Raw genomic sequence first — 23,762 nt, 5'->3', positions numbered from 1 at the left:
TTCGCCTACCTCAGCCGTTCACAACGTGTCGAGGAACTACATCTAGCCGAGCGTCACCGGATTGACGATGTCGGCGTAGATGAGCAGGCCGCTGGACAGCGCCAGCACGGCGACGATCGCGAGCGTCAGCGGGATCAGCTTGGCGATGTCGACCGGACCGGGGTCGGGCCTGCCGCGGATCGCGGCGATCCGGCGGCGGATCGCCTCCCAGATCGCCCCCGCGACGTGCCCGCCGTCGAGCGGCAGCAGCGGGATGAGGTTGAACACGAACAGCGCGACGTTGAGCGCCGCGAGCATCTGGATGAGGCCGGCGGCCCGGTCGGCGATCGGCGCCGAGTCGAGAGAGGTGATCTCCCCCGCCAGCCGACCGACGCCGACGACGCTGATCGGGCCGTTCGGGTCGCGCTCCTCGCCGCCGAAAGCCGCCTGCGCCACCTGCACGAGACGCTGCGGCAGGGTCACGATGATCTTCCCCACCGCGACCGTGTTGTCCCACACTGCGGGGATCACGGCCGTCACCGGCTGCTGCACCTTCTCGCTCGCCGGACCGACCCCGATGAACCCGACCTCGCTCGTGACGGTGTTCCCGTCGCCGTCGACGACGACCGTGCCGTTCGCGTCGACGACGGGTCGCTCGGTGAGCAGCGGGGTCACGTCGAGCGTCACCTGCGCGCCGTCGCGCTCGACCACGAAGGCGATGGTGTCGCCGGGGTGCTCGCGGATGATCGCGCTCGCCTGATCCCAGCTCTCGATCGGGGTGCCGTCGATCGACACCAGGCGGTCGCCGGGCTTGAGCCCCGCCGCCGCCGCCGGCGCCGCCGGATCCGCTGCCGTGCACTCCGTCTGCGAGGCGTCGGTCGCGATGCACTCGCTCACACTCCCGAGGGTCGTCGAGCTCTGGTACACCCCGAACCCGCACAGCACCACGGTGTAGAGCACGATCGCGATGAGCAGGTTCATGACCGGCCCGCCGAGCATGATGACGATCCGCTTGTGCACCGGGAGCTTGTAGAAGACGCGGTCCTCGTCGCCCGCCTCCACGGTGTCGGCCGACTGGTCGCGGGCGTCCTGCACGAGGGTGTCGAAGAACCCCGTGCTCGCCGTGCGCGCCGCGCCGTCGCCGTCCTTGGCGGGCGGGTACATGCCGGCCATCGAGATGTAGCCGCCGAGCGGGATGAGCTTGAACCCGTACTCGGTCTCGCCCTTCCGGCGGGAGAACAGCGTCGGCCCGAAACCGATCATGTACTGCGCGACCTTGACCCCGAACCGCTTGGCGGGGATCAGGTGGCCGAGCTCGTGGAGTCCGATCGACAGCGCGAGCCCGACCGCCACGATGACGATGCCGAGCACGTAGAGCAGCACGGTTTCCACGGCGCCAGGCTAGGGCACCCGTGCTGGGAGCGGGCCGTGGCCGGGCGATGCGCGCGCTGAACGCCTACCAGGGTCGCCGGCGGCGCAGCTCGGCGCGCCGGTGGACGACGCCGCCGAGGATGACGATGAGCAGCATGACGCCGAAGACCGTCGCGACGGCCGCGATCGCGATCCCGAGGGGGACGCCGCCGATCTGCACGTACTTGGTGCGGGTCTCGACGGGCGTGTAGTCGCGCCGCTCCCCGGTCGAGCCGAGCGTGAGGTCTCCCGTGATCTGGGTGGCGGGATCCGCGAAGTACGCCTCGATCTCGGTCAGGTAGGTGCCGAACACGGCGAGCGCGGGCTCGGTCACCGGGCCGGACCAGGCGACGTCGCCGGCGACCGTGCCGTCCGGGAAGGTCGCCTGCATGGTGTCCTCGCCGAACAGGTACAGCCGCACGGTCTGGGGCACCGTGGCGGCCTGGGAGAGCAGCAGCGGATAGACCGCCTGGCTCGTCGTGAACGTGAAGCTCACGGGGTCGAGCGCACCGTCGAGGGGCACCTCGCCCGTGAGCTTGAGCGCCGCGAAGGACCAGCCGCGCGCGATGTAGTCGCCGAACAGGTTCTGCACGGCCGGGTCGATCGCGTAGCCGTTCGCCGCGAGCCACGCCTGCAGCCCGGCGGCGTCGGATGCGGCGAGCGTGACCGCCTGCACGGGTCCGAGGTCGACCTCCGAGAGCACCTCGGGGGCCGCGCCCGCGCCGCCCTCGCCCTCCGAGCCCCACCAGTCCTCGACGGTGTCGACCTCCGGTGCGGTCTGACGGTCGAGCGCCTCGAACAGCGAGGCCTGGCCGAGGCTCACGGTCGCGGGGGTCGGTGTGGGCAGCACGAGGCCGGTGTCCGCACCGTCCGCGGCCATGTCGAGCACGAGGTCGATGCGCTCGGTGGTGCCGTCGAAGGTGACGAAGGCGTGCTCCTCGCCCACGGAGACGGTCGTGCCGTTCGGCGGCGTCGGCGCACCGCAGGCGCACGCGACGGCGGGCTGGGCGAGACCCGCCGCGGTCATCCCGGAGGCGAGCAGCACGATGGCCGCCCCTGCCGCGATGACCCGTCGCGTCATCCGTTCACTCCCCCCGCCAGCAGTCGATCGGCCTCGTCGCGGGCCCAGTCCTCGGCCGCCAGCACTCCTTCGAGGGTGACAGGACCGGGCTCGTGCGCGTCGACGACCCGCCGAACTGTCTCGACGATGCCGAGGAACGGCACCCGGCGCGCGTGGAACGCCTCGACGGCCTGCTCGTTCGCCGCGTTGTAGACGGCCGGGTAGGTGCCGCCGAGCTCGCCCACCCGGCGGGCCAGGGCGACGGCGGGGAACGTCTCGTCGTCGAGCGGCTCGAAGGTCCACTGCTGGGCGGTCGTCCAGTCGATCGGTGCGCCGACGCCCGCCACGCGATGCGGCCAGTCGAGTCCGAGCGAGATCGGCAGGCGCATGTCGGGCGGCGACGCCTGCGCGATCGTCGAGCCGTCGACGAACTCGACCATCGAGTGCACGACCGACTGCGGGTGCACGACGACGTCGATGCGGTCGTACGGGATGCCGAAGAGCAGGTGGGCTTCGATCACCTCGAGTCCCTTGTTGACGAGGGTCGCGGAGTTCGTGGTGACCACCCGGCCCATGTTCCAGGTGGGGTGGGCGAGCGCGTCCTCGGGTCGCACCTCGCCGAGCTGCTCGCGGGTGCGCCCCCGGAAGGGTCCCCCGGACGCGGTGACGACGAGCCGCCGCACCTCGCCGTGCTCCCCCGCCCGCAGCGCCTGTGCGAGCGCCGAGTGCTCCGAGTCGACGGGCACGATCTGCCCCGGCGCCGCCGCGGCGAGCACGAGATCCCCTCCGACGATGAGGCTCTCCTTGTTGGCGAGCGCGAGCGTCGCCCCCGACTCGAGCACCGCGAGGGTCGCCGCGAGCCCCACCGACCCCGTGATGCCGTTGACCACGACATCGGCCGGCACGTCGTGCACGAGCGCGACGGCCTCGTCGATGCCGAGCGCCGTGCGGGTGACCCCCGCCGCAGCCGCCTGCCGGGCGAGGCCCTCCGCGTCGTGGCCCGCGGCGAGGCCGACGACCTCGAACCGCTCGGGGTTCGCGTCGATCACCTCGAGCGCCTGCACCCCGATCGAACCGGTGGACCCGAGGACGACGACACGACGGCGGCTCATGCCGCGAGCCTACCCAGGGTCGCGCGTCACGCCGTGGGCACCGCCGCGAGCACGTCGACCACGAAGACGAGCGTCTGCCCCGCGAGCGCGTTGGTGTTGTCGTCCGACGCCTCGCCGTAGCCGTCGGCCGGCGGGATCACCACGAGGAACTGCGAACCGACGTTTTGGCCGACGAGCGTGTTCGTGAAGCCGGCGATGAAGTTGCTCGCCGACCCGCCGTAGGGCGCACGTCCCCAGGTCTGGTCGAAGATCTCGCCGGTTTCGGCGTTGATGCCCTGGTACTGGATGTACACCTGGTCGGTCGCCTGCACCTGCGCGCCGGCGCCCTGGATGAGCACGGCCGACTGGGTCGTGGTGGGCAGGGTGTAGTCGTCGGGGATCGTCACGGTCGGGGCGCCGTCCGCGTCGAGCTCGACGGTCGGCATGCCCGCGACCGGGTCCTGGGCCTCGCCCTCGGCGCGCGTCACGGCCGAGACGATGTCGACGACGAACACGAGCGAGTCGCCGCCCGCGATGCCGTAGTCCTCGAGCCCGTCGTCGCCGAAGCCGTCGTCCGAGGTCGAGACCCCGACGACGCGCGAGCCGACCTCGGCGCACTCGATCGTCTTCAGCAGGCCGGGCAGCAGCTGGCTCTCGTCGAGCACGAACACCGCCTCCTCGCCGGAGGTGAAGTTCGTCGACTCGATGACGTCGCCCGTCGTCCCGTCGTAGAAGCTGTAGTCGACCGAGATCACCGACGGGTAGGGCACCTCCTCGCCCGTGCCGTCGGAGACGACGCTCACCTGGGTGGTGTCGGGCTCGAGCGGCGCGTCGAAGTCGACCGTCGGCAGGGCGCCGAAGTCGCCGGTGACCGACACGGCATCCGACTCGGGTCCGGATGCGGCGCAGGTGCGCGCGTCGGCGGTCGCACCGTCGGTCGGGGTCGACGTCGTGTCGGGGTCGGCGGACGAGCAGCCGACGAGGGCGACCGCGAGCGCGGCGACGGTCAGGATGGGCAGGGCGCGGGGCACGACGGACTCCTCGGATGCTGTGGGGACACCCCATCCTCCCCCATGGAACCTTGGCACGCGGTGCGAGCCCGCCTCGGCGGCCGTCCAGCGACCGCCGCCTAGACTCGGGGCATGGCCTTCAGCGTGCCCCAGGAGCGCAAGCTCGTCACGGAACTCCCCGGTCCGAAGTCCCGCGCCCTGCAGGAGCGCCGCGTGGCGAGCGTGTCGCGCGGGGCGGGCACGCTCGCCAACATCTACATGGATCACGGGGCCGGCGCGATCCTCGTCGACGTCGACGGCAACCAGCTCATCGACCTCGGCTGCGGCATCGGGGTGACCACGATCGGGCACGCGCACCCGGAGGTCGCCGCGGCGGTCGCCGAGCAGGCCGCGAAGCTCACCCACACGCTCTTCACGGTCACGCCCTACGAGAACTACGTGCGCGTCGCCGAGAAGCTCGCCGAGATCACCCCCGGCGACTTCGAGAAGCACACCATCCTGGTGAACTCGGGCGCCGAGGCGGTCGAGAACGCGGTCAAGATCGCGCGCCGCTTCACCGGGCGCCGCGCCATCGTGAGCCTCGACCACGCCTTCCACGGCCGCACCAACCTCACGATGGCGATGACCTACCGCCCGTGGCCCGAGCGCGCCGGCATGGGCCCGTTCCCGGGCGAGCTCTACTCGGTTCCGATCTCCTACCCGTTCCGCGACGGGCTGACGGGCGAGGAGGCGGCCGCCAAGACGATCGACTACATCGAGACCCACATCGGAGCCACCGAGGTCGCGGCGTTCTTCGCCGAGCCGATCCAGGGCGACGGCGGCATCATCATCCCGGCGCCCGGCTACTTCGCCGCCATCAAGCGCTTCTGCGAGCAGAACGGCATCGTCTTCGTCGCCGACGAGATCCAGGCGGGCATCGCCCGCACCGGCGCCTGGTACTCGATCGAGCACCACGGCGTCGTGCCCGACCTCGTGACGAGCGCCAAGGGCATCGCGGGCGGTCTGCCGCTCGCCGCCGTCACGGGACGCGCCGACATCATGGACGCCGTGCAGCCCGGCGGCATCGGCGGCACGTTCGGCGGCAACCCGGTGTCGACGGCGGCCGCCCTCAAGGTCTTCGAGATCATCGAGCGCGACGACCTGATCGGCGAGGCGCAGCGCGTCGAGCGCACGCTCACCGCGCGGCTCGCGGACTGGACCGAGCGCTTCGGCGTGGTCGGCGAGGTGCGCGGCAAGGGGGCGATGTTCGGCATCGAGCTCGTGCAGCCGGGAACCACGACGCCGAACCCGGAGGCGCTCGCCGCGGTGCTGCGCCACGCGACCGCGAACGGCGTCATCCCGCTCGACGCCGGATCGTGGGATTCGGTGCTGCGGCTGCTGCCGAGCGTCGTCATCGGCGACGAGCTGATCGACGACGCGGTCGGCGTGCTCGAAGAGGCCCTCACCGCCCTCTGAGCCATGACCGACGAGCTGACCGACCGCTTCCGCCAGCCGGCGAGCGACCCGTTCCCCGAGGAGTTCGGCTCCTCGCAGCCCGTGCCGCCGATCCGTCCCCGGCGCAGGCGGCGCCACGTCGGCCGCTGGGTCGGCGGGGCGCTCGTGGCCCTCCTGGTCGCGGGCTTCGTGGCCGCGGCACCGTGGGACGCCGGCCGCCGGCAGGCCTACGCCGACCAGTGGATCGTCTGGACCGACCCGCCGTCCGCCCGGGCCGAGCAGCTCGCCGAGGAGCTCACGCTCACCGAGACCGGACGCCGCATCTTCTTCGCGAGCCGCCCGCAGGTCGACGACGCGAGCGACTTCCAGGTGCACTGCCCGATCGACGCCGACGTGGTGCTCGGCTGCTACGACCGGCAGCGCATCTACGTCTACGACGTGACCGACGACCGCCTGGCGGGCACCGTGGAGGCCACGGCGGCCCACGAGCTGCTGCATGCCGTGTACGACCGCATGGACGCCGACGAGCGCTCCCGGATCGACGCCCTCGTCGCGTCGTACGTCGCGACCCTCCCCGAGACCGACGCCGACGTGCAGGTGGTCGCCGGCTATCCGGAGTCGCAGCGCGCGGACGAGTGGCACTCCCGCCTCGGCACGGGGCACGACGGACTCCCCGCCGAGCTGGAGACGCACTACGCCGAGATCTTCGGGAACCGCACCCAGGTGCTCGCCTACGCATCCGGGTCGACCGAGCAGCTCGACGGCTACAGCACGCGGATCGAGCAGCTGAGCGCCGAGCTCGACGCGGCCTACGCCGACCTCGAGGCCCGCTCGGCGGCCTACGACGCCGACCTCGCGGCCCTCGACGCCGACATCGACGAGTTCAACGAGCGTGCCGACGCGGGCGACTTCGACTCGCAACAGCAGTTCGAGTCGGAGCGGCAGAAGCTGCTCGACCGGCAGGACGCCCTCGAGGACGACCGGGTGCAGTTGAACGCCGACGTCGACTCCTACAACGACAAGCTGGCCGAGCTGCAGTCCCTCGACGCGGAGCGCGCCGAGCTGTTCTCCCACCTCGACAGCCACTCCGCGCCCTGAGGCGCCCGCCTCACGAGAGCGGGTCGTCGGCGAGCCGGATCACCGGCTCGTGGTGCACGAGGAAGTTCACCGAGGAGGCGATGAAGCACAGCTTCGACGCCTCGCGGTGCGCGTCGAGCGCGTCGGCGGGGTCGCCCGCCGCGATCGTCACCACCGGATGCAGCGTCACCTCGGTGAAGTGCCCTCCGCCGTCCGGGGTCTGCACCATCCGCCCGGTGGCGTCGTCGGTGTAGGCGACGACGACGATCCCCCGGGTGACCGCGACGTGCAGATAGCTGAGCAGGTGGCACTGGCTCAGCGCCGTGAGCAGCAGGTCCTCCGGGTTCCACCGGGCCGGGTCGCCCCGGAACGCCCGATCGCTCGACCCGGCGATCTCGTGCAGCTTGCCCTCGGCCCGCACCACGAGCTCGCGCCCGTACTCGCGGTAGCCCGAGGTGCCGGTTCCGCGATTGCCCGTCCATTCGACGGAAACCGCGTAATTGTGGCGGTGATCCATGGGAATCCTCACTCTGAGCAGGCCACCGCGACGGAATCAGCAGCATTCGATGCCGCCTCGCGGGAGGTAGGATCGCAGCCATGACCGACACTCTGACCTCCCCCACGGTAGCGCCGCTCGTCCTGGAACGCCGCGTCGTCACCGCGATCCCCGGACCGCGGTCGATCGAGCTGCAGGAGCGACGTCGCCGGGTCGTGTCGGACGGCGTCTCGAGCGCCCTGCCCGTCTACATCGAGCGCGCCCACGGCGCGATCCTGCGCGACGTCGACGGCAACCAGTTCATCGATCTCGGCGCGGGCATCGGCGTCACCACGATCGGGCACACGGATGACGCGGTCGTCGCCGCCGCATCCGCGCAGCTGACCGAGGTCACCCACACCCTCTTCACCATCACCCCCTACGAGGAGTACGTGCGCGTCGCCGAGCTGCTCGCGGCCCACACCCCCGGCGATTTCGCGAAGAAGACCGTGCTCGTGAACTCCGGCGCGGAGGCGGTCGAGAACGGCGTCAAGATCGCGCGCAAGTTCACCGGACGCAGCGGCGTCGCCGTGCTCGAGCACGCCTACCACGGGCGCACCAACCTCACGATGGCGATGAACTTCAAGGCGATGCCGTACTCGCTGGGCTACGGCCCCTTCGCGGGCGACGTCTACCGCGCGCCGAACTCGTACCCGCTGCACGACGGGCTCTCGGGCGCCGCCGCCGCCGCGCGCACGATCGGCTACCTCGAGAAGACGGTCGGCGCGTCCGACCTCGCCTGCCTCGTCGTCGAGCCCATCCAGGGCGAGGGCGGCTTCGTGGTGCCGGCCGACGGCTACCTGCCGGCGCTGCAGGAGTGGTGCACGGCCAACGGCATCGTCTTCATCGCCGACGAGATCCAGTCGGGTATGGCCCGCACGGGCACCTACTTCGCGAGCGAGCACTTCGGCCTCGTGCCCGACCTCGTGCTCTCGGCGAAGGGGATCGCCGGCGGCCTGCCCCTCGCGGGCGTCACCGGCCGGGCCGAGATCATGGACGCCTCGCAGCCGGGCGGCCTCGGCGGCACCTTCGGCGGCAACCCGGTGGCCTGCGCCGCGGCGGTGGCCGTCTTCGAGCGCATCGAGGCGGACGGCCTGCTCGCCGAGGCGGCGCGCATCGAGGCGGGGCTCCGTCCCGCGCTCGAGGCGCTGCGCGAACGCCACCCGGTCATCGCCGAGGTGCGCGGCATCGGCGCGATGATCGCGGTCGAGTTGCTCGACCCGGAGACGCACGAGCCGCGGGCCGACCTGCCCGCCAAGATCGCGGCGGAGGCGGCGAAGCGGGGCGTGCTGGTGCTCACCGCCGGCACCTACGGCAACGTGCTGCGCTTCCTGCCGAGCCTCGCGCTCACCGACGAGCTGCTCGCCGACGCGCTCGACGTGCTCGCCGAGTCGTTCGCCGCGGCAGGGGCGTGAGCGCCGCGCTCGACGCCTCGACCTCGGCCCCGCTCGCTGTCGTCGAGCGCTCCGGATGGCCGGAGTCGCATCATCTCGGTGCCGCCGCGCTGGTCGACGCCGACGGCGCGCTGGCGCGGGCGCTCGGCGATCCGGAGGCGCTGATCTACCCGCGCTCGACGCTCAAGCTCGTGCAGGCCACCGCGGTCGAGCTGCTCGGCGTCGTGCTCGACGCCGAGCAGACGGTGCTCTCCTCCGCGAGCCATGCGGGAACTCCCCGGCACGTCGCGGTCGTCGAGCGGATGCTCGCCGACGCGGGCCTCGACGCCGACGCCCTGCGCTGCCCGGCCGACTGGCCGTCGGATCCCGCGGCGCGACGGGCGGCATCCGCGCCGTCGCGGCTGACGATGAACTGCTCGGGCAAGCACGCGGGGTTCCTTGCGGCCGCCGTCGCCCACGGCTGGGATCTCGAGAGCTACCTCGACCCCGCGCATCCGGTGCAGCAGCAGGTGCTCGCGCTCACGGCCGAACTGTCCGGCGACGAGCTCGTCCATCTCGGCGTCGACGGCTGCGGCGCGCCCGTCCCCGTGCTGAGCCTCGCCGGTCTCGCACGCGCGGCATCCCGCGCTGCCCGCTCCGGAACCGTGCTCGGCGACGCCATCCGCGCGAACCCCTGGGCCCTCGACGGTCCGGGGCGTGCCAACACCGTCACGATCGAGCGCACGGGGCTCGTCGCCAAGCTCGGCGCCGAGGGCGTGCTCGTGCTGGTGACCCCCGGGGGCGAGGCGGTCGCCGTGAAGGCGCTGGACGGCTCGCACCGCGCCACCACCCCGGTCGGCCTGGAACTGCTCGTGCGCGAGGGTCTGCTCGCCCGCGAGACCGCCGACGACACCCTCGCCGCCCTCGCCGACCCCTGGACCACCCTGCGCCTCGCGTTCTGAGGCCCGTCGCGGAGCGACGAGCTACCCGAACAGCGCGGCGACCGCCTCGCGGAATGCCACGGTGTGGCGCTCGACGTCGGCGGAGGTGGTCGCGGGGCTCATCAACGCCATGTTGTGGAACGGCGTGATGAGGATCCCGCGGTTGAGGGCGTGCAGGTGCAGGTACTGCTGCAGGGCGAAGTCGTCGGCGTCGGCCGCCTCGCGCCCGTTCGCGGGCGGCGTCGGGCGGAAGCTGTACTCCGCGCGGGCGCCGAGCCGGGTCACCTGCCACGGCACGTCGAACTCGTCGATCGCCGCCTGCACCCCGGCCGTCCACTCCTCGGCGCGCGCGATCATGCCGGGGTAGACCTCGGGCGTCAGCACCTCCGAGAGCGTCGCCCGGATGCCGGCGGTCGACACCGCGTTGCCGGCGAGCGTGCCGCCGACGCCGCCGACGTCGAGATCCTCGCGGCCCTCGCCCCGCCACTCGAGGCTGTCGCGCACCCGCTCCGCGAGCCCGCGGGTCATCCCCCAGGCGCCCGCCGGGATGCCGCCGCCGATCGTCTTGCCCACCACGACGACGTCGGGGCGCAGCCCGTCGCGCGCGGTCATGCCTCCGGGGCCGGCGCACAGGGTGTGGGTCTCGTCGATGACGAGGATCGTGCCGGTGCGGTCGCAGGCGGCCCGCACGGCCTCGTGCCATCCGGGTTGCGGCAGCACGATGCCGATGTTGGTCATCGCCGGTTCGATGAGCACCGCCGCCACCTCGCCGGTCTCGAGCGCCGCCTCGAGCCCCGGGAGGTCGTCGAACTCCACGACGACCGTGGTCTCGTCGAGCGGCACCGGCGGGCCGATGTTGCGACGCCGGGACACCACCCGGCCGTCGTCGTCGAGCGTCGCGTAGGCCTCGTCGACGGTGCCGTGGTAGCAGTGGTCGATCACGAGCACCTTGCGCCGACCGGTCGCCTGGCGCGCGTAACGCAGCACGTGCCGGTTGGCATCCGTCGCCGAGAGCGTGAACTGCCACTCGGGCAGGCCGAAGCGCTCGGCGAGCAGGCCCGCGGCGACCGCGGCGTCCTCGGTGGGCAGCATGAAGGTCGAGCCGCGCGCGAGCCGCTCGGTGATCGCGGCGACGGACGCCGCCGGGGCGTGCCCTACCATGGCACCGGTGTCGCCGAGGCAGAGGTCGACGTGGTCGATGCCGTCGGCGCAGCGGAAGTGCGCGCCCGCGGCCTCCTCCACGTACACCGGCCAGTCCCCCGGCCACTTCGCCATCCAGAGCATCGGCACGCCGTCCGGCAGGTGCTCGCGCGCCGCGTTCCACAGCTCGCCGGAGCGCGGGTGGAGGCGGCGGAAGGTCTCGAGCTCCGCATCCCACAGCTCCGTGAGACGCGCGCGGTCGCGGTACACGTTCAGCCCGTCTTCGCGAGCTTCCGACGGCGCACCCCGGCCGACAGCTGCGCGGCGACCACGATCACGATCGCGAGCACGAACACGGCGGAGGCGATGACGTTCGACTGCGGCGGGATGCCGCGGCTCGCCGCGACGTACACGAACTTCGGGAAGGTCTCGGCGTTGCCCGAGACGAAGTTGGTGATGATGAAGTCGTCGAAGCTGAGCGCGAAGCACAGCAGCGCCGCCGCGAGGATGCCGGGCATGAGCAGCGGCAGCGTGACCCGCCAGAACACCTGCGCGGGGCTCGCGTAGAGGTCGCGTCCGGCTTCCTCGAGCGCGGGGTCGAGGCTCGCCACGCGTGCCCGCACCGTCACCACGACGAAGCTGATGCAGAACATGATGTGCGCGACGATGATCGTCCAGAGCCCCCGCTCGACCCCCATGTTGACGAACTGCGAGCCGAGGCCCGAGCCCAACACGACCTCGGGGGTCGCCATGGGCAGGAACAGCAGGATCGTGATGAGCGTCGTGAAGCGGAAGGTGTAGCGCACGATCGCGATGGCGATCATCGTGCCGAGGATCGTCGCCACCACGGTGGCCACGACGCCCACGATGATGCTGTTGCCGAACGACTCGCACACGCGCGCGTCGTCGCAGATCTTCAGCCAGTTGTCGAGCGTGAAGCCGCGCCACACGATGTTGGTGCGCCGCGCGTCGTTGAACGAGAACACGATCGTGTAGACGATCGGGATCATCATGATGGCGAGCGCGAGCAGCGAGTACGCGCCGACCACCCACGCACCCGCGCCCCCTCGTCCGCTGCGCGCGCGTCCCCGCGGTGCGGGCGCCGATTCGGCGGTGGCGAGGGCGGCCGCCTCCTGCGTGCTCACAGCAGGTCCTCCGATCCGCTCCGGGCCACGTAGGCGACGACGGGGATGAGGATCGCGATCATGAGCAGGATCGAGACCGCGGCCGAGAGCGGGTAGAAGCTCTGGAAGAACATGTCGTTGATGACGTTGCCGGCCATCACGGTGTTCGTCGACCCCAGGAAGTCCTTGCTCGCGTTCACGTAGTCGCCGGAGGCGGGGATGAAGGTCAGCAGGGTGCCGGACACGACGCCGGGCAGCGAGAGCGGCAGGATGATGCGCCAGAAGCGCTGGGCGGGTCCCGCGTAGAGGTCGCCGCCGGCCTCGACGTAGCGCAGATCGAGCCGCTCGAGCGAGGTGTAGATCGGCAGCGTCATGAACGGGATGTAGTTGTAGGTGAGACCGAAGATCACGGTGAACGCGGTGCCGTTGAGGTAGTCCTCGGGCCCCAGGATGCCGATCGCCTGCAGGAAGCTGACGACGGGGCCCTCGTCGGCGAAGATCGCCTTCCAGGCGAGGGTGCGCAGCAGGAAGCTGATGAAGAAGGGGGCGATCACGAGGATCAGCACGAGGCTCTGCCAGAGCGGGAAGCGGCGCAGCGTCACCCCGATGAAGTACGCCAGCGGGTAGCTGATGAGCAGCGCGAGGATCGTCGCCAGCAGCGAGTACCCGAAGGTGCGCAGGAAGATCTCGCCGAATCGGCCGATCGCCTCCGCGTAGTTCTCCCAGCGGAAGGCGTACACGTACTCGCCGACCTCGAAGTCGCCGCCCGGCTCCTTGAAGCTCGTGAGCACGAGCGACACGAGAGGGGCCACGAAGGTCGCGAGCAGGTACACCACGCCGGGCGCGAGCAGGATGATCGCGACGTAGCTGCGCCGACGCGGGGCCGCCGCCGAGAGGTCGGGGCCCGAGTTGGCGAATGCGCCGAATGCCACCTCAGGCCTCGTCCAGCTCGTCCTCGAGGCGCTGCCGCCGCTGCACGGCGATCGTGCGCGTGTCGTCGTCGCCGGCGAACTTCGGCTCGGGCTCGGGCTCGTCGGCGAGGCCGAAGCCGTGCTCGACGCGCCACGACACGTAGACCTCGGCACCCGGCTCGGCGACGGGGCCGAACACCATGTTCTGGGCGAACACGGTGAGCACCGGAAGCCCCGGCACCTGCACGAGGTACTGCGTGCTGACGCCCGTGAACGAGACGTCGATCACGGTCCCCGGCCCGAGGATGTTGACCCCCGCCGTCGACTCCGGCTTGGCCGTGTGCAGCGTGAGCTTCTCGGGGCGCACGCCGATGGTCACCTCGCCCGCGTGGCGCTGGGCGCGTTCGCGGGGCACCTTGATGCCGAGCCCCGCGATGTCGACCGTCATCGAATCCTTCTCGGTGGAGACGACGTCGCCCGTGAAGAGGTTCGACTGGCCGAGGAAGTTCGCGACGAAGGTGGTGCGCGGCAGCTCGTAGAGCTCCTCGGGCGCACCCATCTGCTCGATGCGGCCCTTGTTCATCACCGCGACCGTGTCGGCCATGGTCATGGCCTCCTCCTGGTCGTGGGTCACGTGCAGGAAGGTGAGGCCGACCTCGCTCTGGATCGACTTCAGCTCGAGCTGCATCTGGCGGCGCAGCTTCAGGTCGAGGGCGCCGAGCGGCTCGTCGAGCAGCAGGAGCGCCGGTCGGTTGACGACGGCCCGTGCGAGCGCCACGCGCTGCTGCTGACCTCCCGAGAGCTGCGCGGGCCGACGCCCCGCGACGTGGTCGAGTTCGACGAGGCGCAGCGCCTCGTGCGCCAGCTCGCGCGCGCTCGAGATCCCGCGGCGCTTCAGCCCGAACTCGACGTTGCCGAGCACGGTCATGTGCGGGAACAGCGCGTAGCTCTGGAACACCGTGTTCACGGGGCGCTGATGCGGCTTCGAGGTCGTGACGTCCTTGCCGCCGATCAGGATGCGCCCCGCGGTCGGCTCCTCGAGCCCGGCGACGAGGCGCAGGGTCGTGGTCTTGCCGCATCCGGAGGGTCCGAGCAGGGCGAAGAAGGATCCGGCGGGGATCGTCAGGTTCAGGTTCTCGATCGCCGTGAACCCGGGGAAGCGCTTCGTGACGCCGACCAGCTCGAGGTCGGCCCCCGACTCGTCGAACGATCCGGCCATCAGGCCCCGATCAGGACCGACTGGAACTCGGCACCGAAGGACTGCTCCTCCGCGGGAGTCAGGCTGCGGAACCGCTTGACCGTCGACAGCGTCTCCTCGTTCGGGAAGATCAGCTGGTTGTCGACGAGCTCGGGGTCGATCGCCTCGGCGGCCTCCTTGGCCCCCACCACCGGCGTGATGTAGTTGACCCAGGCGGCCACCTCGGCGGCGATCTCGGGGTCGTAGTAGAAGTTGATGAGCTTCTCGGCGTTCGCCTTGCGGCTCGAGCCGATCGGCACGATGAAGTTGTCGTTCCAGATCGTGCCGCCGGCCTCCGGGATCGCGAACTCCCACTTGTCGCCGTTCTCGGCGTTGAGGGTGGTCACGTCGCCCGACCAGACGATCGCGGCGAGGGTGTCCTCGTTGGCGAGGTCGTCGATGTACGAGTTGCCCTTGATGTTGCGGATCTGCCCGACCTCGACCTGCTTGCGGAAGATGTCGTTGGCGGCCGCGAACTCGTCGTTGCCCCAGTCGCCCGAGATGTCGACGCCGTTCTGCAGCATGATGAGCCCGATCGTGTCGCGCATCTCGCTGAGCACACCGACCCGGCCCTTGAGGGCGGGGTTCCAGAGGTCGTCGACCGACTTGAGGCCGTTCGGGATCTTGGCCTTGTTCCAGCAGATACCGGCGAAGCCGCCCTGCCAGGGCAGCGAGTACTTCCGGCCCGGGTCGAAGTCGACGTCCGAGAGGCTCGGCTCGAGGTTCGACTTGTTCGGGATGTTGGCCGCATCGAGCTCCTGGCCGTAGCCGAGGCGGATCCAGCGGCTGATCATCCAGTCGGTGAGGCAGACGGTGTCGGCACCGATGTCCTGGCCGAGCGCGAGCTGGTCCTTGACCTTCGCGTAGTAGGAGTTGTTGTCGTCCACGTCGACGCGGTAGTCGACCGTGATGCCCGTCTCGTCCTGGAACTGCTGGAGCGTCGGGTGGTCGCCCGCGTCGTCCTCGTCGAGGTAGAGCGACCAGTTCGCCCAGGTCAGGGTCGGGTCGTTCGCGGAGTTGTCCTTCGCCGGAGTCGGCTTGCTGCTGCCCCCGGTCGAGCAGGCCGCGAGGGTGAGCGCCGCGGTGCCGATGCCGGCGCCCTGCAGGAGGGTGCGTCGACTGACCTGAGCGCGACGGGCCTGGATGACGAGGCTGCGGATGAGCGGATCTTCGGGAAGAGACCGGGACATGTGATGGAGCTCCTTCACGTGGTGCGCGGGCGGGGCAGCGATGCCGTGCGTTGATATTTGCACATCCCCGGGCGCATCACGACCGCAACGGGCAAAAGCGTCCATTTCGAAACATAGATTTCACGAAATCAGCACAACTCGAGGGATTCCTCTTCGGATTCCTCTGTCTGGCGGCGTTACTCTTGCGGCATGAGAATCGGTGTGCCGAGCGAGGTCAAGAACAACGAGTTCCGGGTCGCCATCACCCCGTCGGGGGTCCACGACCTCACGACGGCGGGTCACGACGTGCTCATCCAGTCGGGTGCGGGCCTCGGATCCTCGATCACGGACGACGACTACACCTCGGCGGGCGCGACGATCGTGGCGGACGCCGACGCGGCGTGGGGCGACGCCGAGCTCGTGCTCAAGGTCAAGGAGCCGATCGAGAGCGAGTACGGGCGCTTCCGCGACGGCCTCGTGCTCTTCACCTACCTGCACCTGGCCGCCGAGCCCGAGCTCACGCACGCCCTCATCGAAAGCGGCGTCACGGCGATCGCCTACGAGACGGTGCAGCTCGCCTCCGGCGCGTTGCCGCTGCTCGCGCCGATGAGCGAGGTCGCGGGGCGCCTGGCCCCGATCGTGGGCGCCAACGTCATGATGCGGCCGCACGGCGGCCCCGGCCTGCTCGTGCCCGGGGTGCCGGGAACCCGGCCCGCGCACGTCGTGGTGCTCGGAGGCGGCGTCGCCGGCACCAACGCGGTCGCCGTCGCGGTCGGCCTCGGCGCCCAGGTGACGGTGCTCGACACCAACATCCAGCGTCTGCGCGAGCTCGACGCCCTCTACGCGGGTCGGGTGCGCACGATCGCGTCGAACAGCTTCGAGATCGAGAGGGCCGTGCTCGACGCCGACCTCGTCGTCGGCTCCGTGCTCGTGCCCGGAGCCAAGGCGCCGAAGCTCGTGACGAACCAGCTCGTGGAGCGCATGAAGCCGGGCAGCGTGCTCGTCGACATCGCGATCGACCAGGGCGGGTGCTTCGAGGACTCGCATCCGACGACGCACGCCGACCCCACCTTCCCGGTGCACGGCTCGCTCTTCTACTGCGTGGCCAACATGCCCGGCGCGGTCGCGAACACCTCGACCTACGCGCTCACCAACGCGACCCTCCCCTATGTGCGCGCCATCGCCGACAACGGATGGCGGGAGGCGCTGCGCACGGACGCCGCGCTCGCGCGCGGGCTCAACGTGCACGCCGGCCACGTGGTCAACGCGGCCGTCGCGACGGCTCACGGGCTGGAGGCCGAGGAGGCTCCGCTCGGCCTGGCCTGATCCCGATCTCGGGCGACGAGCAGCCGCACGCGCTCGACGCGGTCGGCCCGGACGCGCCAGGCGTCGCCGTCCCCGAGCGGCGGGGCCGAGCGCGACCGGGTGAGGGTGCGCAGCTCGGCCGACGAGCACCCCTGCAGCAGGAGCCATCCCTCGCGGCGCGCCTCCGCGAGCGTCGCGTGGGCGGCCAGCCATCCGTCGGCGTCCGCGACGCGCACCGCCGCCGGGGCTGCTCCGGGCGGCGCGGCGTCCACACCCGCCGCGGCGAGGGCGTCGAGCCAGCGCTGCGGGTCGGGGGTGACGAGCGCCCAGCGACCCTCGGGGAGCCGGATCCCGGGGGGCGCGGACCGCCAGACCGGCGGTCGTGCGGGCGCCAGGGCGAACTGCGCGTCGTGCCCGCGCCAGACCGCTGAGCCGGGGCGTCGGTCCGCGCGGAAGGTGGGGGCATCCGCTCCCGCGAGCAGGTGCTCGTCGCGATCGGCGAGACGGAGGACCACGCGTTGCTCGAACGTGCCCGCCGCCCCCTGCAGGCCGCCCGTCCCGCGCGCGCTCGCCGCGAGCGCCACTCCCCCGCGCCGTCCCTCGCGCGCGGCCCGCGCCAGGAGCTCGACGAGCTGCGCACGCTGCTCGCCGTCGACGCGCGCCAGCAGCAGGTCGAGGTCGTCGACGGCCACGAGGCTGCGCTCCGCGGCGGGAGGCTCGGTGAGCGCCGCCCACAGCTCCGCGGGCTCGTCGACGACCCAGCGGGTCGCGCACGCGCTCGCGGCGACGAGGGTCGAGAGCGCTTCGCTCCGCCCCGATCCCGTGGCGCCGACGAGCAGGACGGCGCCCGCCCAGGGGTCGAGTGCGAACGGCTCGCGCCGTTGCAGCTCGGGTACGTCCACGAGGCCCACGACCGGCCCGCCCCCGGGGAGTCGCGGCATCTCGGCGAGCGTGAGCCGCGCGGGGAGCGGATCGACCCATGGGCGGTCGGCGGGGCGCGGAGCGTCCGCCCAGCGCGCCGCGATCCGCTCGGCCAGACCGGGGCCGGATCGCGCGAGCTGAACCTCGCGGACGCCGTCGGCGTCCCGCAGCACCGCCCGGCCGGGGAAGGCTGCGGGGAGCGCGGCCGCATCCGGCACGCCGACGACGGCCACGCTGTCCGCGGGGTCGATCACCCGCAGGCACAGGCGCACGGTGACGTTCGCCGCGATGGCGTCGCGGATGACGCCCGCCGGACGCTGCGTGCCGAGCACGAGGTGCAGGCCGAGCGTGCGCCCGCGCGCGGCGAGGTCCGCGAAGACGCCGTGGAGCCCCGGATCCGCGGCGACGAGCGCCGCGAACTCGTCGACCACGATGACGAGCCGCGGGAGCACGCCATGCGCGAGCGCCCCGATCTCGGCGACGCCGTGCTGAGCGAGGATCCCCTCGCGGCGCCGGAGCTCGGCGCGCAGGCTCCGGACCGCGCGCTCCGCGGTCGACGGATCGAGGTCGCTGACCACGCCGACCACGTGCGGGAGCCCCGAGAGGGGCGCGAACGCGGCGCCGCCCTTGAAGTCGACGAGCAGGAACGCGAGCTCCGTCGGGGAGCGCCGCTCGGCGAGCGCGAGCACCCAGCTCACGAGCAGCTCGCTCTTGCCCGACCCGGTCGTGCCGGCGACGAGGGCGTGGGGTCCGTCCCGCTCCAGGTCGATCTGCACGGGCGATGCGCCGTCGTGTCCGAGCGTCGCCGCCGAGGATGCCGCGTCGCCCGCATCCGCGAGCAGCTCGGACAGCTCCATCGAGGCCGGGATGGCCCCGGGCGGCCGCCACCCGGCGTCCACCGCCGCGGTCGCGAGGCGTAAGGCATGCGCCGAGGCCTCGGCCCGCGCGAGGAACGACGGTCGCCACCCCGTGCAGACGCCCGCGGCGCTCGGTGCCTCCTCGCCCCCGCCGAGGTCGAGGCCCGCCACGCCGAGGAGGACCGCGACCCGTCGCAGCTGCAGCACCGGCCCGGCGGCGGTCTCGACGCGCCACTCCCGTCCCGGGGCGCAGCGCGCGGGGAGGGCCGACGCCCACTCCTCGTCGGGGGGCACGGTGACCGACGCGGTGCCGGGCGCGCAGCGCGCGACCGCCTGCAGTACGAGCGCGCGCGACAGCGCCCGGACGAGCGGGTCGAGCCCGGCCACGACGAGCTCGTCGCCGGGCGGGAGCAGGATCGGCACCCGGCGGAGGGTCTGCACCGCCGCGCGCAGCTCGGCGATCTCGGGGGCGAGCTCGGGCGTCTCGCCCTCGGCGACCAGCTCGATGCCCGACGGCACGTCCCCCGTGCCGATCCACCAGCCCGCGTCCGAGCGCGGGGTGAGCGCCGAGAGCGACGGGACGCGCTCCTCCTGCTCGCGACGACGCGCGGCGAGGCCGGCATCCGCGAGCCGCCGCAGCTCGGCGAGGTCGTCGCGGGCGGCCCGGAGCCGCTGCCGCCGCTCGCGACGCGCTCCGCGGCGCCCGTCGAGCGCCGACCCCGCCGCGACGAGCGGCCCCAGCAGGGCGAACAGCAGGGTGTACGGCGACGCGGTGACGAGCCAGAGCACCCCCGCGAACACGAGCGGCGCGGCCATCGCGACCACGGGGATGCGCGCACGCGGGGCGGGCGGGTCGACGACGGGGAGCGCGAGGCGTTCGGGCGGCAGGTGCACGCCACCATCCGAGCGCGATCCCCCATCCGGTGCGATCCGGCCATCCGCCGTCCGGGGAGCGGCTCGCGACCCGCGGGATGGGGACGATCAGCTGACGATGAAGAACTGCTCGCCCATCTCGACGCGGCTCCCCCGCGAGATGACGTAGCGTCTGCCGGGTTCGCAGCGCACCGGCGCCGCGTCGGGCTGGCGCACGACGGTGCCGTTGGTCGAGTAGCGGTCGCTGACCCAGAACCGCCCGGACTCCTGGCCGAACTCGACGTGCGACTTCGAGACCGACTTGCCGACGTCGAAGATCGACACCAGCTCGTCGACGTACTCGCCCGGCTCCGGCGACGGGTTGCGTCCGATCAGGCCGTTCCCGACCACGACGACGCTCTCCCCGGTGCTGAACTGCAGCACGTAGCGCTCCCCGCGGCGGGGGGACGCGACGATCCGCGTGCTCTCGATGTCCTCGAGTGGTGCGGGCGCGAGGAACGAGGTCTCGGGCAGCGGGGCGGACTCGACGTCGTCTTCGTCCTCGGGACGCGGATCCGGTTCGGGGTCGGGATCCGGCTCGGGCGCCTCCTCCGGATCCGCGACGGGCAGGGGTTCGGGCTCGGACTCGGTTTCGGGCTCGGCGTTCGGCTCCGGCGAGGGCGCGGGCACGGGGGGCGCCGTCGGCTGCGCCGCGATCGGGCGCAGCACGAAACCGCACTCCCCGCAGAAGATGTCGCCCTCGACGATGGGGCTCCCGCACTGCGGGCAGTGCGGGGCCTGCAGCTCCGGCGCGATCGGGGTCGTCGGGCGGGGCGGTGCCGCATCCCCGTGACCGACCGATCGACCGCACTCGACGCAGAACAGGGCGCCGGGCGGAAGGGGCGTCCCGCAGTATCCGCAGTTCATGGGCGGGCCCCCGGTCGGCGCAGCAGCATGCGCACCGATCCGCCCCCGAGGGAGCGCACCGAGATGAGCGCGCGCAGCCGCTCGCGGCGCGTACGCCCCGAGTCGAGCGAGGTGCGCAGCTCGCCCACCGCGACCCACACGCGCTCGGCGTCAGCCTCGCTCGGCGCGTCGGGCGCGAAGACGGCACGGTCGACGACCGCCGCCAGCACGCGCGACGGCAGAGTTCCGACGGCAGCAGCCAGCTCGGCGCGGGTCGCCGAGGGCGGGGGTGCGAGACCGTGGTCGACGACGAGGTCGGCGAACTCGTCCCATCCGCCCCGGATGCGTCCCAGCGTGCTCGGCTCCGTCTTGCGCAGGTGCCGTCGCCGCAGCTTCGCGCCCACCACCACGAGGAACGGCGCGAGCGCGATGAACAGCACGAGCAGCACGACGCCGGTGATGCGCAGCGTCTGCAGCAGCACCTCGAGCCCGGCGTCGACCGCCTGCGGTTCGTCGGCCGTCGTGTCGGGGTCGAGCTGCTCCTCGCGCGGGTCGGGGCGGTCGGCGGGCGGCGGCACGATCGACTCCGGGCGCGACACGGGCGTCGGATCCTCCGGCTGCTCCTCGGGGATCGGACGAACCGGCGGCACCGGATCGACGGCGACCCAGCCGTACTGCGCGGTGTCCACCTCGATCCAGGCCGTGATGTCCGAGCCGCGCACGACCGTCGTGCTGCCGGTCCCCGCCGACTCCGGCGCGAACCCCAGCACGACGCGCGCCGGGAACCCGAGCCGGGTCGCCATGAGCGACGCCGCCACCGCGTACTGCTCCGCGTCGCCGATCATCCGGTTGCCCGAGAACAGCTCCGCGATCCGGTCGAGGGAGTGGCCGGATCGGCTGGGGGGCTCGTCGTCGGCCAGCCCGTGGCTGATGTAGCCCTCGGCCCGCAGACCCTGGATCGCCGCCACGAGCTGGGCGCCGGCCCCGTCGACGCCCTCGACGTAGCCGTCGAGGGCGGTCGTGAGCTCTTCGGGCGGGTCGGCGATGCGCGGCACCGGCGCGGAGCCCGGGACCGCCGTGCGGAGGGTGTCGAGGCTGGGGTCGTCGGGCAGCACGGCGTCGATGCGGTAGCTGTCTCCCGCGGCGACCCCTGCGAGGTCGACCGCGGTGCCGCTCGTGTCGTTGAACGCGAAGCCGTCGTCGAGCCGGGTGCTGTCGGCCCCCGAGAAGCTCAGGTCCTCCATGATCCCCACCGTCGGCACCCAGACGCCCTGGTAGCCCTCGACGGTGACGTCGACGCTCACCCGGTCCGAGCCGGCGGAGGACTGGTCGAGCCGCGACGGCACGCGCACGAAGGTGCCCGACGCCGAGTCGACGGTGGCGCTGCCCACCGCGTAGACGACGCCGTCGTAGCTGTCGAGGGTCGCGATCCGGATGCGCGCGCCCGCCGGCAGCCCTGTCACGTCGAGCATCACCTCGTCGACCCGGTCGTCGCGCAGGTAGCGCCGGAATCCGGACAGGGGGCTCGCGTAGTCGCGCGGGTCGAACGGCTGGGCGACGACGTTCCGCAGCACCTCGCGGTCGGCACGCGGGGTGAGGGTGCTCGCCACGGCGATCGAACCTCCCCCGGCGAGCGAGAGCACGACGACCCCCGCGACGAGGGTGCGCAGCTCGACACCGAAGCGGAAACCGGATGCGGTGGCGTCGCGATCCCGGACCCGGTTGACGGCCCGCCGCCGGCGCCAGCGCCACGAGCTGATCCAGCCGACGCAGGCGACGAGCATCGCGGTGCCGAGCAGCACCGGGTAGCCCGGGGTGCTCGGCCCCATGAGGATGCCCACGATGAACACGGCGAGGGGCGGGATCACCGCGAACTCCCCCACGCGCGCGCGGAGGGCGATCGTGCAGGCGATCACGGTCGAGCCGAACAGCATGACGAGGGCGGGCACCAGCAGCGACTGGTAGTCGCCCACCGGGATGGTGATGGTGAGCAGCTGCTTCCAGCCCACCACGATGCCGGCGAACAGGTCGACGAGCCCGTCGACGCTCGGCAGCAGCCCGCCGATCGCCTTTCCGGGCACCGCGAGCGGCACGCCGACCGCGGCGTACACGGCGACCGACACGATCAGCACCACCCAGGCCGGCCAGCGGAACATCGCGCCGAAGGACGCCACGGCGGTGCCGAGGAGCACGGCGGTCACCGCGAGCACGATGAACGCCGACGACTGGTAGATGGGCCACAACGTGAGGGCGGCGAGACCGGTCACGAGCCACAGCTGCAGGATGTCGCCGATCGCCGCGAGACGCACCCGACGCCCGCTCACGCGACCGCCGCCGATCGGGCCAGGGCCAGCCGCAGCTCCTCGAGGTAGCCGATCGTGAGGACGTTGATCCCGGCGAGCCGGCGCATGCCGGGCACGGCCTCGGGGTCGCACGCCACCGCGACGACCTCCACGTCGGGCGGGAACGACGACGCGGCGGCGCGCAGCTCCTGGGCGCTCGTGCGCGAGCCGCAGACGAGGAAGGCCACCGAGATGCCGGGGGTGCCGTCCGCGACGATCCGCGCCATGTCGCGCATCGGCAGTGCGTCGACGGAGGCCTGCACGACCGCGAGGTCGTCGAGCAGCCGGTCAGGCAGGTGGGTCGCGAGCGGCCGCACCGCGTACACGCGCTGCTTGGCGAACTCCGGCGTGATCGCCGACACCACCACCGACACCGTGCGCCCGTCGCGGATCGCCCGCACCCCGAGCGACCCGGCGACGCTCACGGCGAGCTCGAACTCGGCCTCGCTCGCGAAGTCGTGGGTGGCGAGGCTCAGGGAGACCACGAGGTGGCTGCGGCGGGTCTGCTCGAACTGGCGCACCATGTAGGTGCCCGTCTTCGCGGTCGACTTCCAGTGGATGTATCGGCGGTCGTCGCCGGACTGGTACTCGCGCAGGGCGTGGAACGAGACGTCGCTCGCCGTCAGATCGCGCGTCGGCGCACCCTCGAGGTCGCGGATGAGGCCGGTGCTCGTCGAGGGGACGCTGACGGTGCGCGGGTGCACGACGAGCTCCAGGCGATCCGTCCAGCTGAGCTCGCGGCGGACGAGTCCGAGGGGGTCGCCGCGCACCGTGCGCACGGGGCCGACCGCGATGACGCCGCGTCGATCGGTCGGGATGCCGAAGTCCTGGGTGTGGGCGGTCGAGCGCCGCAGGCCCGGCAGTGCGAGCTCGACGATCGACTCGCCGACGGGCACCTCCATCACGGTGCCCAGCATCCGTCGTCCACCGCTGTTGTCGACGGTGACGGCACCGCGTGCGGGCTCCCCCACCACGGCACGGCGGTGCGGCAGCACCAGCTCCATGCGGTACGGGGCGCGCCCGACGAGGAAGAGCACGGCGAACAGTGCGAGCACGAGCGCCGCCCAGCCGACGGCGACGAACTCCAG

Annotated in this window: 19 protein-coding genes; 5 read left to right on the top strand and 14 right to left on the bottom strand. The window is 72.3% G+C overall.

Annotated features, from left to right (window positions below):
* Window positions 1–42: 42 nt before the first annotated feature.
* The 4 genes from NUH29_RS07640 to NUH29_RS07625 form a co-directional block, all read right to left on the bottom strand.
* Window positions 43–1,371, bottom strand: a complete 1,329-nt coding sequence (locus tag NUH29_RS07640; protein ID WP_258798463.1) for a M50 family metallopeptidase — start codon at window positions 1,369–1,371, stop codon at window positions 43–45.
* A 64-nt stretch (window positions 1,372–1,435) separates the two neighbouring features.
* Complete coding sequence (locus NUH29_RS07635) at window positions 1,436–2,470, bottom strand: DUF2330 domain-containing protein (protein ID WP_258798462.1); 1,035 nt, start codon at window positions 2,468–2,470, stop codon at window positions 1,436–1,438.
* Window positions 2,467–3,561, bottom strand: a complete 1,095-nt coding sequence (gene dxr, locus NUH29_RS07630; RefSeq protein WP_258798461.1) for a 1-deoxy-D-xylulose-5-phosphate reductoisomerase — start codon at window positions 3,559–3,561, stop codon at window positions 2,467–2,469. Before dxr ends, NUH29_RS07635 begins: the two co-directional genes overlap by 4 nt.
* Before the next feature lie 26 nt (window positions 3,562–3,587).
* Window positions 3,588–4,571 carry an FKBP-type peptidyl-prolyl cis-trans isomerase gene (locus tag NUH29_RS07625; protein ID WP_258798460.1) on the bottom strand — a complete coding sequence of 328 codons (984 nt, stop codon included), beginning with the start codon at window positions 4,569–4,571 and terminating at the stop codon, window positions 3,588–3,590.
* Window positions 4,572–4,682: 111 nt separating this feature from the next.
* Between NUH29_RS07625 and gabT (NUH29_RS07620) the strand changes: the two genes are divergently transcribed.
* Together gabT (NUH29_RS07620) and NUH29_RS07615 are read left to right on the top strand one after the other, a co-directional pair.
* Window positions 4,683–6,005 (top strand): 4-aminobutyrate--2-oxoglutarate transaminase, encoded by a 1,323-nt coding sequence (gene gabT / locus NUH29_RS07620; protein ID WP_258798459.1) that lies wholly within the window; start codon window positions 4,683–4,685, stop codon window positions 6,003–6,005.
* A gap of 3 nt (window positions 6,006–6,008) precedes the next feature.
* Window positions 6,009–7,082, top strand: a complete 1,074-nt coding sequence (locus NUH29_RS07615) for a hypothetical protein (RefSeq protein WP_258798458.1) — start codon at window positions 6,009–6,011, stop codon at window positions 7,080–7,082.
* A gap of 10 nt (window positions 7,083–7,092) precedes the next feature.
* Here the strand turns inward: NUH29_RS07615 and NUH29_RS07610 are convergent, their stop codons facing one another.
* Window positions 7,093–7,578, bottom strand: a complete 486-nt coding sequence (locus tag NUH29_RS07610; protein ID WP_258798456.1) for an OsmC family protein — start codon at window positions 7,576–7,578, stop codon at window positions 7,093–7,095.
* Between the two features lie 80 nt (window positions 7,579–7,658).
* Between NUH29_RS07610 and gabT (NUH29_RS07605) the strand changes: the two genes are divergently transcribed.
* Window positions 7,659–9,011 (top strand): 4-aminobutyrate--2-oxoglutarate transaminase, encoded by a 1,353-nt coding sequence (gene gabT, locus NUH29_RS07605; protein WP_258798455.1) that lies wholly within the window; start codon window positions 7,659–7,661, stop codon window positions 9,009–9,011.
* Entirely contained in the window at window positions 9,008–9,931 is a 924-nt protein-coding gene (locus NUH29_RS07600) for an asparaginase (protein ID WP_258798454.1), read from the top strand. The genes gabT (NUH29_RS07605) and NUH29_RS07600 overlap by 4 nt, the downstream gene beginning before the upstream one ends.
* A 21-nt stretch (window positions 9,932–9,952) precedes the next feature.
* Here the strand turns inward: NUH29_RS07600 and NUH29_RS07595 are convergent, their stop codons facing one another.
* The 5 genes from NUH29_RS07595 to NUH29_RS07575 form a co-directional block, all read right to left on the bottom strand.
* Entirely contained in the window at window positions 9,953–11,320 is a 1,368-nt protein-coding gene (locus NUH29_RS07595; protein ID WP_258798453.1) for a transaminase, read from the bottom strand.
* 2 nt (window positions 11,321–11,322) lie between these two features.
* Window positions 11,323–12,060: an ABC transporter permease gene (locus NUH29_RS07590; RefSeq protein WP_373317445.1), complete on the bottom strand. Its 738-nt coding sequence runs from the start codon at window positions 12,058–12,060 to the stop codon at window positions 11,323–11,325.
* Between the two features lie 131 nt (window positions 12,061–12,191).
* A complete protein-coding gene (locus tag NUH29_RS07585) occupies window positions 12,192–13,106 on the bottom strand; it encodes an ABC transporter permease (protein ID WP_258798452.1) in 915 nt (304 codons plus the stop codon).
* A 1-nt stretch (window position 13,107) separates the two neighbouring features.
* A complete protein-coding gene (locus tag NUH29_RS07580) occupies window positions 13,108–14,304 on the bottom strand; it encodes an ABC transporter ATP-binding protein (RefSeq protein WP_258798451.1) in 1,197 nt (398 codons plus the stop codon).
* Window positions 14,304–15,512: an ABC transporter substrate-binding protein gene (locus tag NUH29_RS07575; protein ID WP_258798450.1), complete on the bottom strand. Its 1,209-nt coding sequence runs from the start codon at window positions 15,510–15,512 to the stop codon at window positions 14,304–14,306. The genes NUH29_RS07580 and NUH29_RS07575 overlap by 1 nt, the downstream gene beginning before the upstream one ends.
* A gap of 189 nt (window positions 15,513–15,701) precedes the next feature.
* Here NUH29_RS07575 and ald point away from each other — a divergent pair, with 189 nt between their 5' ends.
* Window positions 15,702–16,817: an alanine dehydrogenase gene (gene ald / locus NUH29_RS07570; protein WP_258798449.1), complete on the top strand. Its 1,116-nt coding sequence runs from the start codon at window positions 15,702–15,704 to the stop codon at window positions 16,815–16,817.
* Here ald and NUH29_RS07565 read toward each other — a convergent pair.
* The 4 genes from NUH29_RS07565 to NUH29_RS07550 form a co-directional block, all read right to left on the bottom strand.
* Window positions 16,775–19,468, bottom strand: a complete 2,694-nt coding sequence (locus tag NUH29_RS07565) for an FtsK/SpoIIIE domain-containing protein (RefSeq protein ID WP_258798448.1) — start codon at window positions 19,466–19,468, stop codon at window positions 16,775–16,777. The genes ald and NUH29_RS07565 overlap by 43 nt on opposite strands.
* 87 nt (window positions 19,469–19,555) lie before the next feature.
* Entirely contained in the window at window positions 19,556–20,353 is a 798-nt protein-coding gene (locus tag NUH29_RS07560) for a zinc-ribbon domain-containing protein (RefSeq protein WP_258798447.1), read from the bottom strand.
* Window positions 20,350–22,656 carry a transglutaminaseTgpA domain-containing protein gene (locus NUH29_RS07555; RefSeq protein WP_258798445.1) on the bottom strand — a complete coding sequence of 769 codons (2,307 nt, stop codon included), beginning with the start codon at window positions 22,654–22,656 and terminating at the stop codon, window positions 20,350–20,352. Before NUH29_RS07555 ends, NUH29_RS07560 begins: the two co-directional genes overlap by 4 nt.
* Window positions 22,653–23,762, bottom strand: a 1,110-nt coding sequence (locus tag NUH29_RS07550; protein ID WP_258798444.1) for a DUF58 domain-containing protein, incomplete at its 5' end; no start/stop codon positions are given. The genes NUH29_RS07555 and NUH29_RS07550, both read right to left, overlap by 4 nt.

The organism is Protaetiibacter mangrovi, from assembly GCF_024752305.1.
Lineage (GTDB): Bacteria > Actinomycetota > Actinomycetes > Actinomycetales > Microbacteriaceae > Homoserinibacter > Homoserinibacter mangrovi.
The sequence above is the reverse complement of the archived record's forward strand: the minus strand, read 5'-3'. Positions and strand labels throughout refer to the sequence as shown.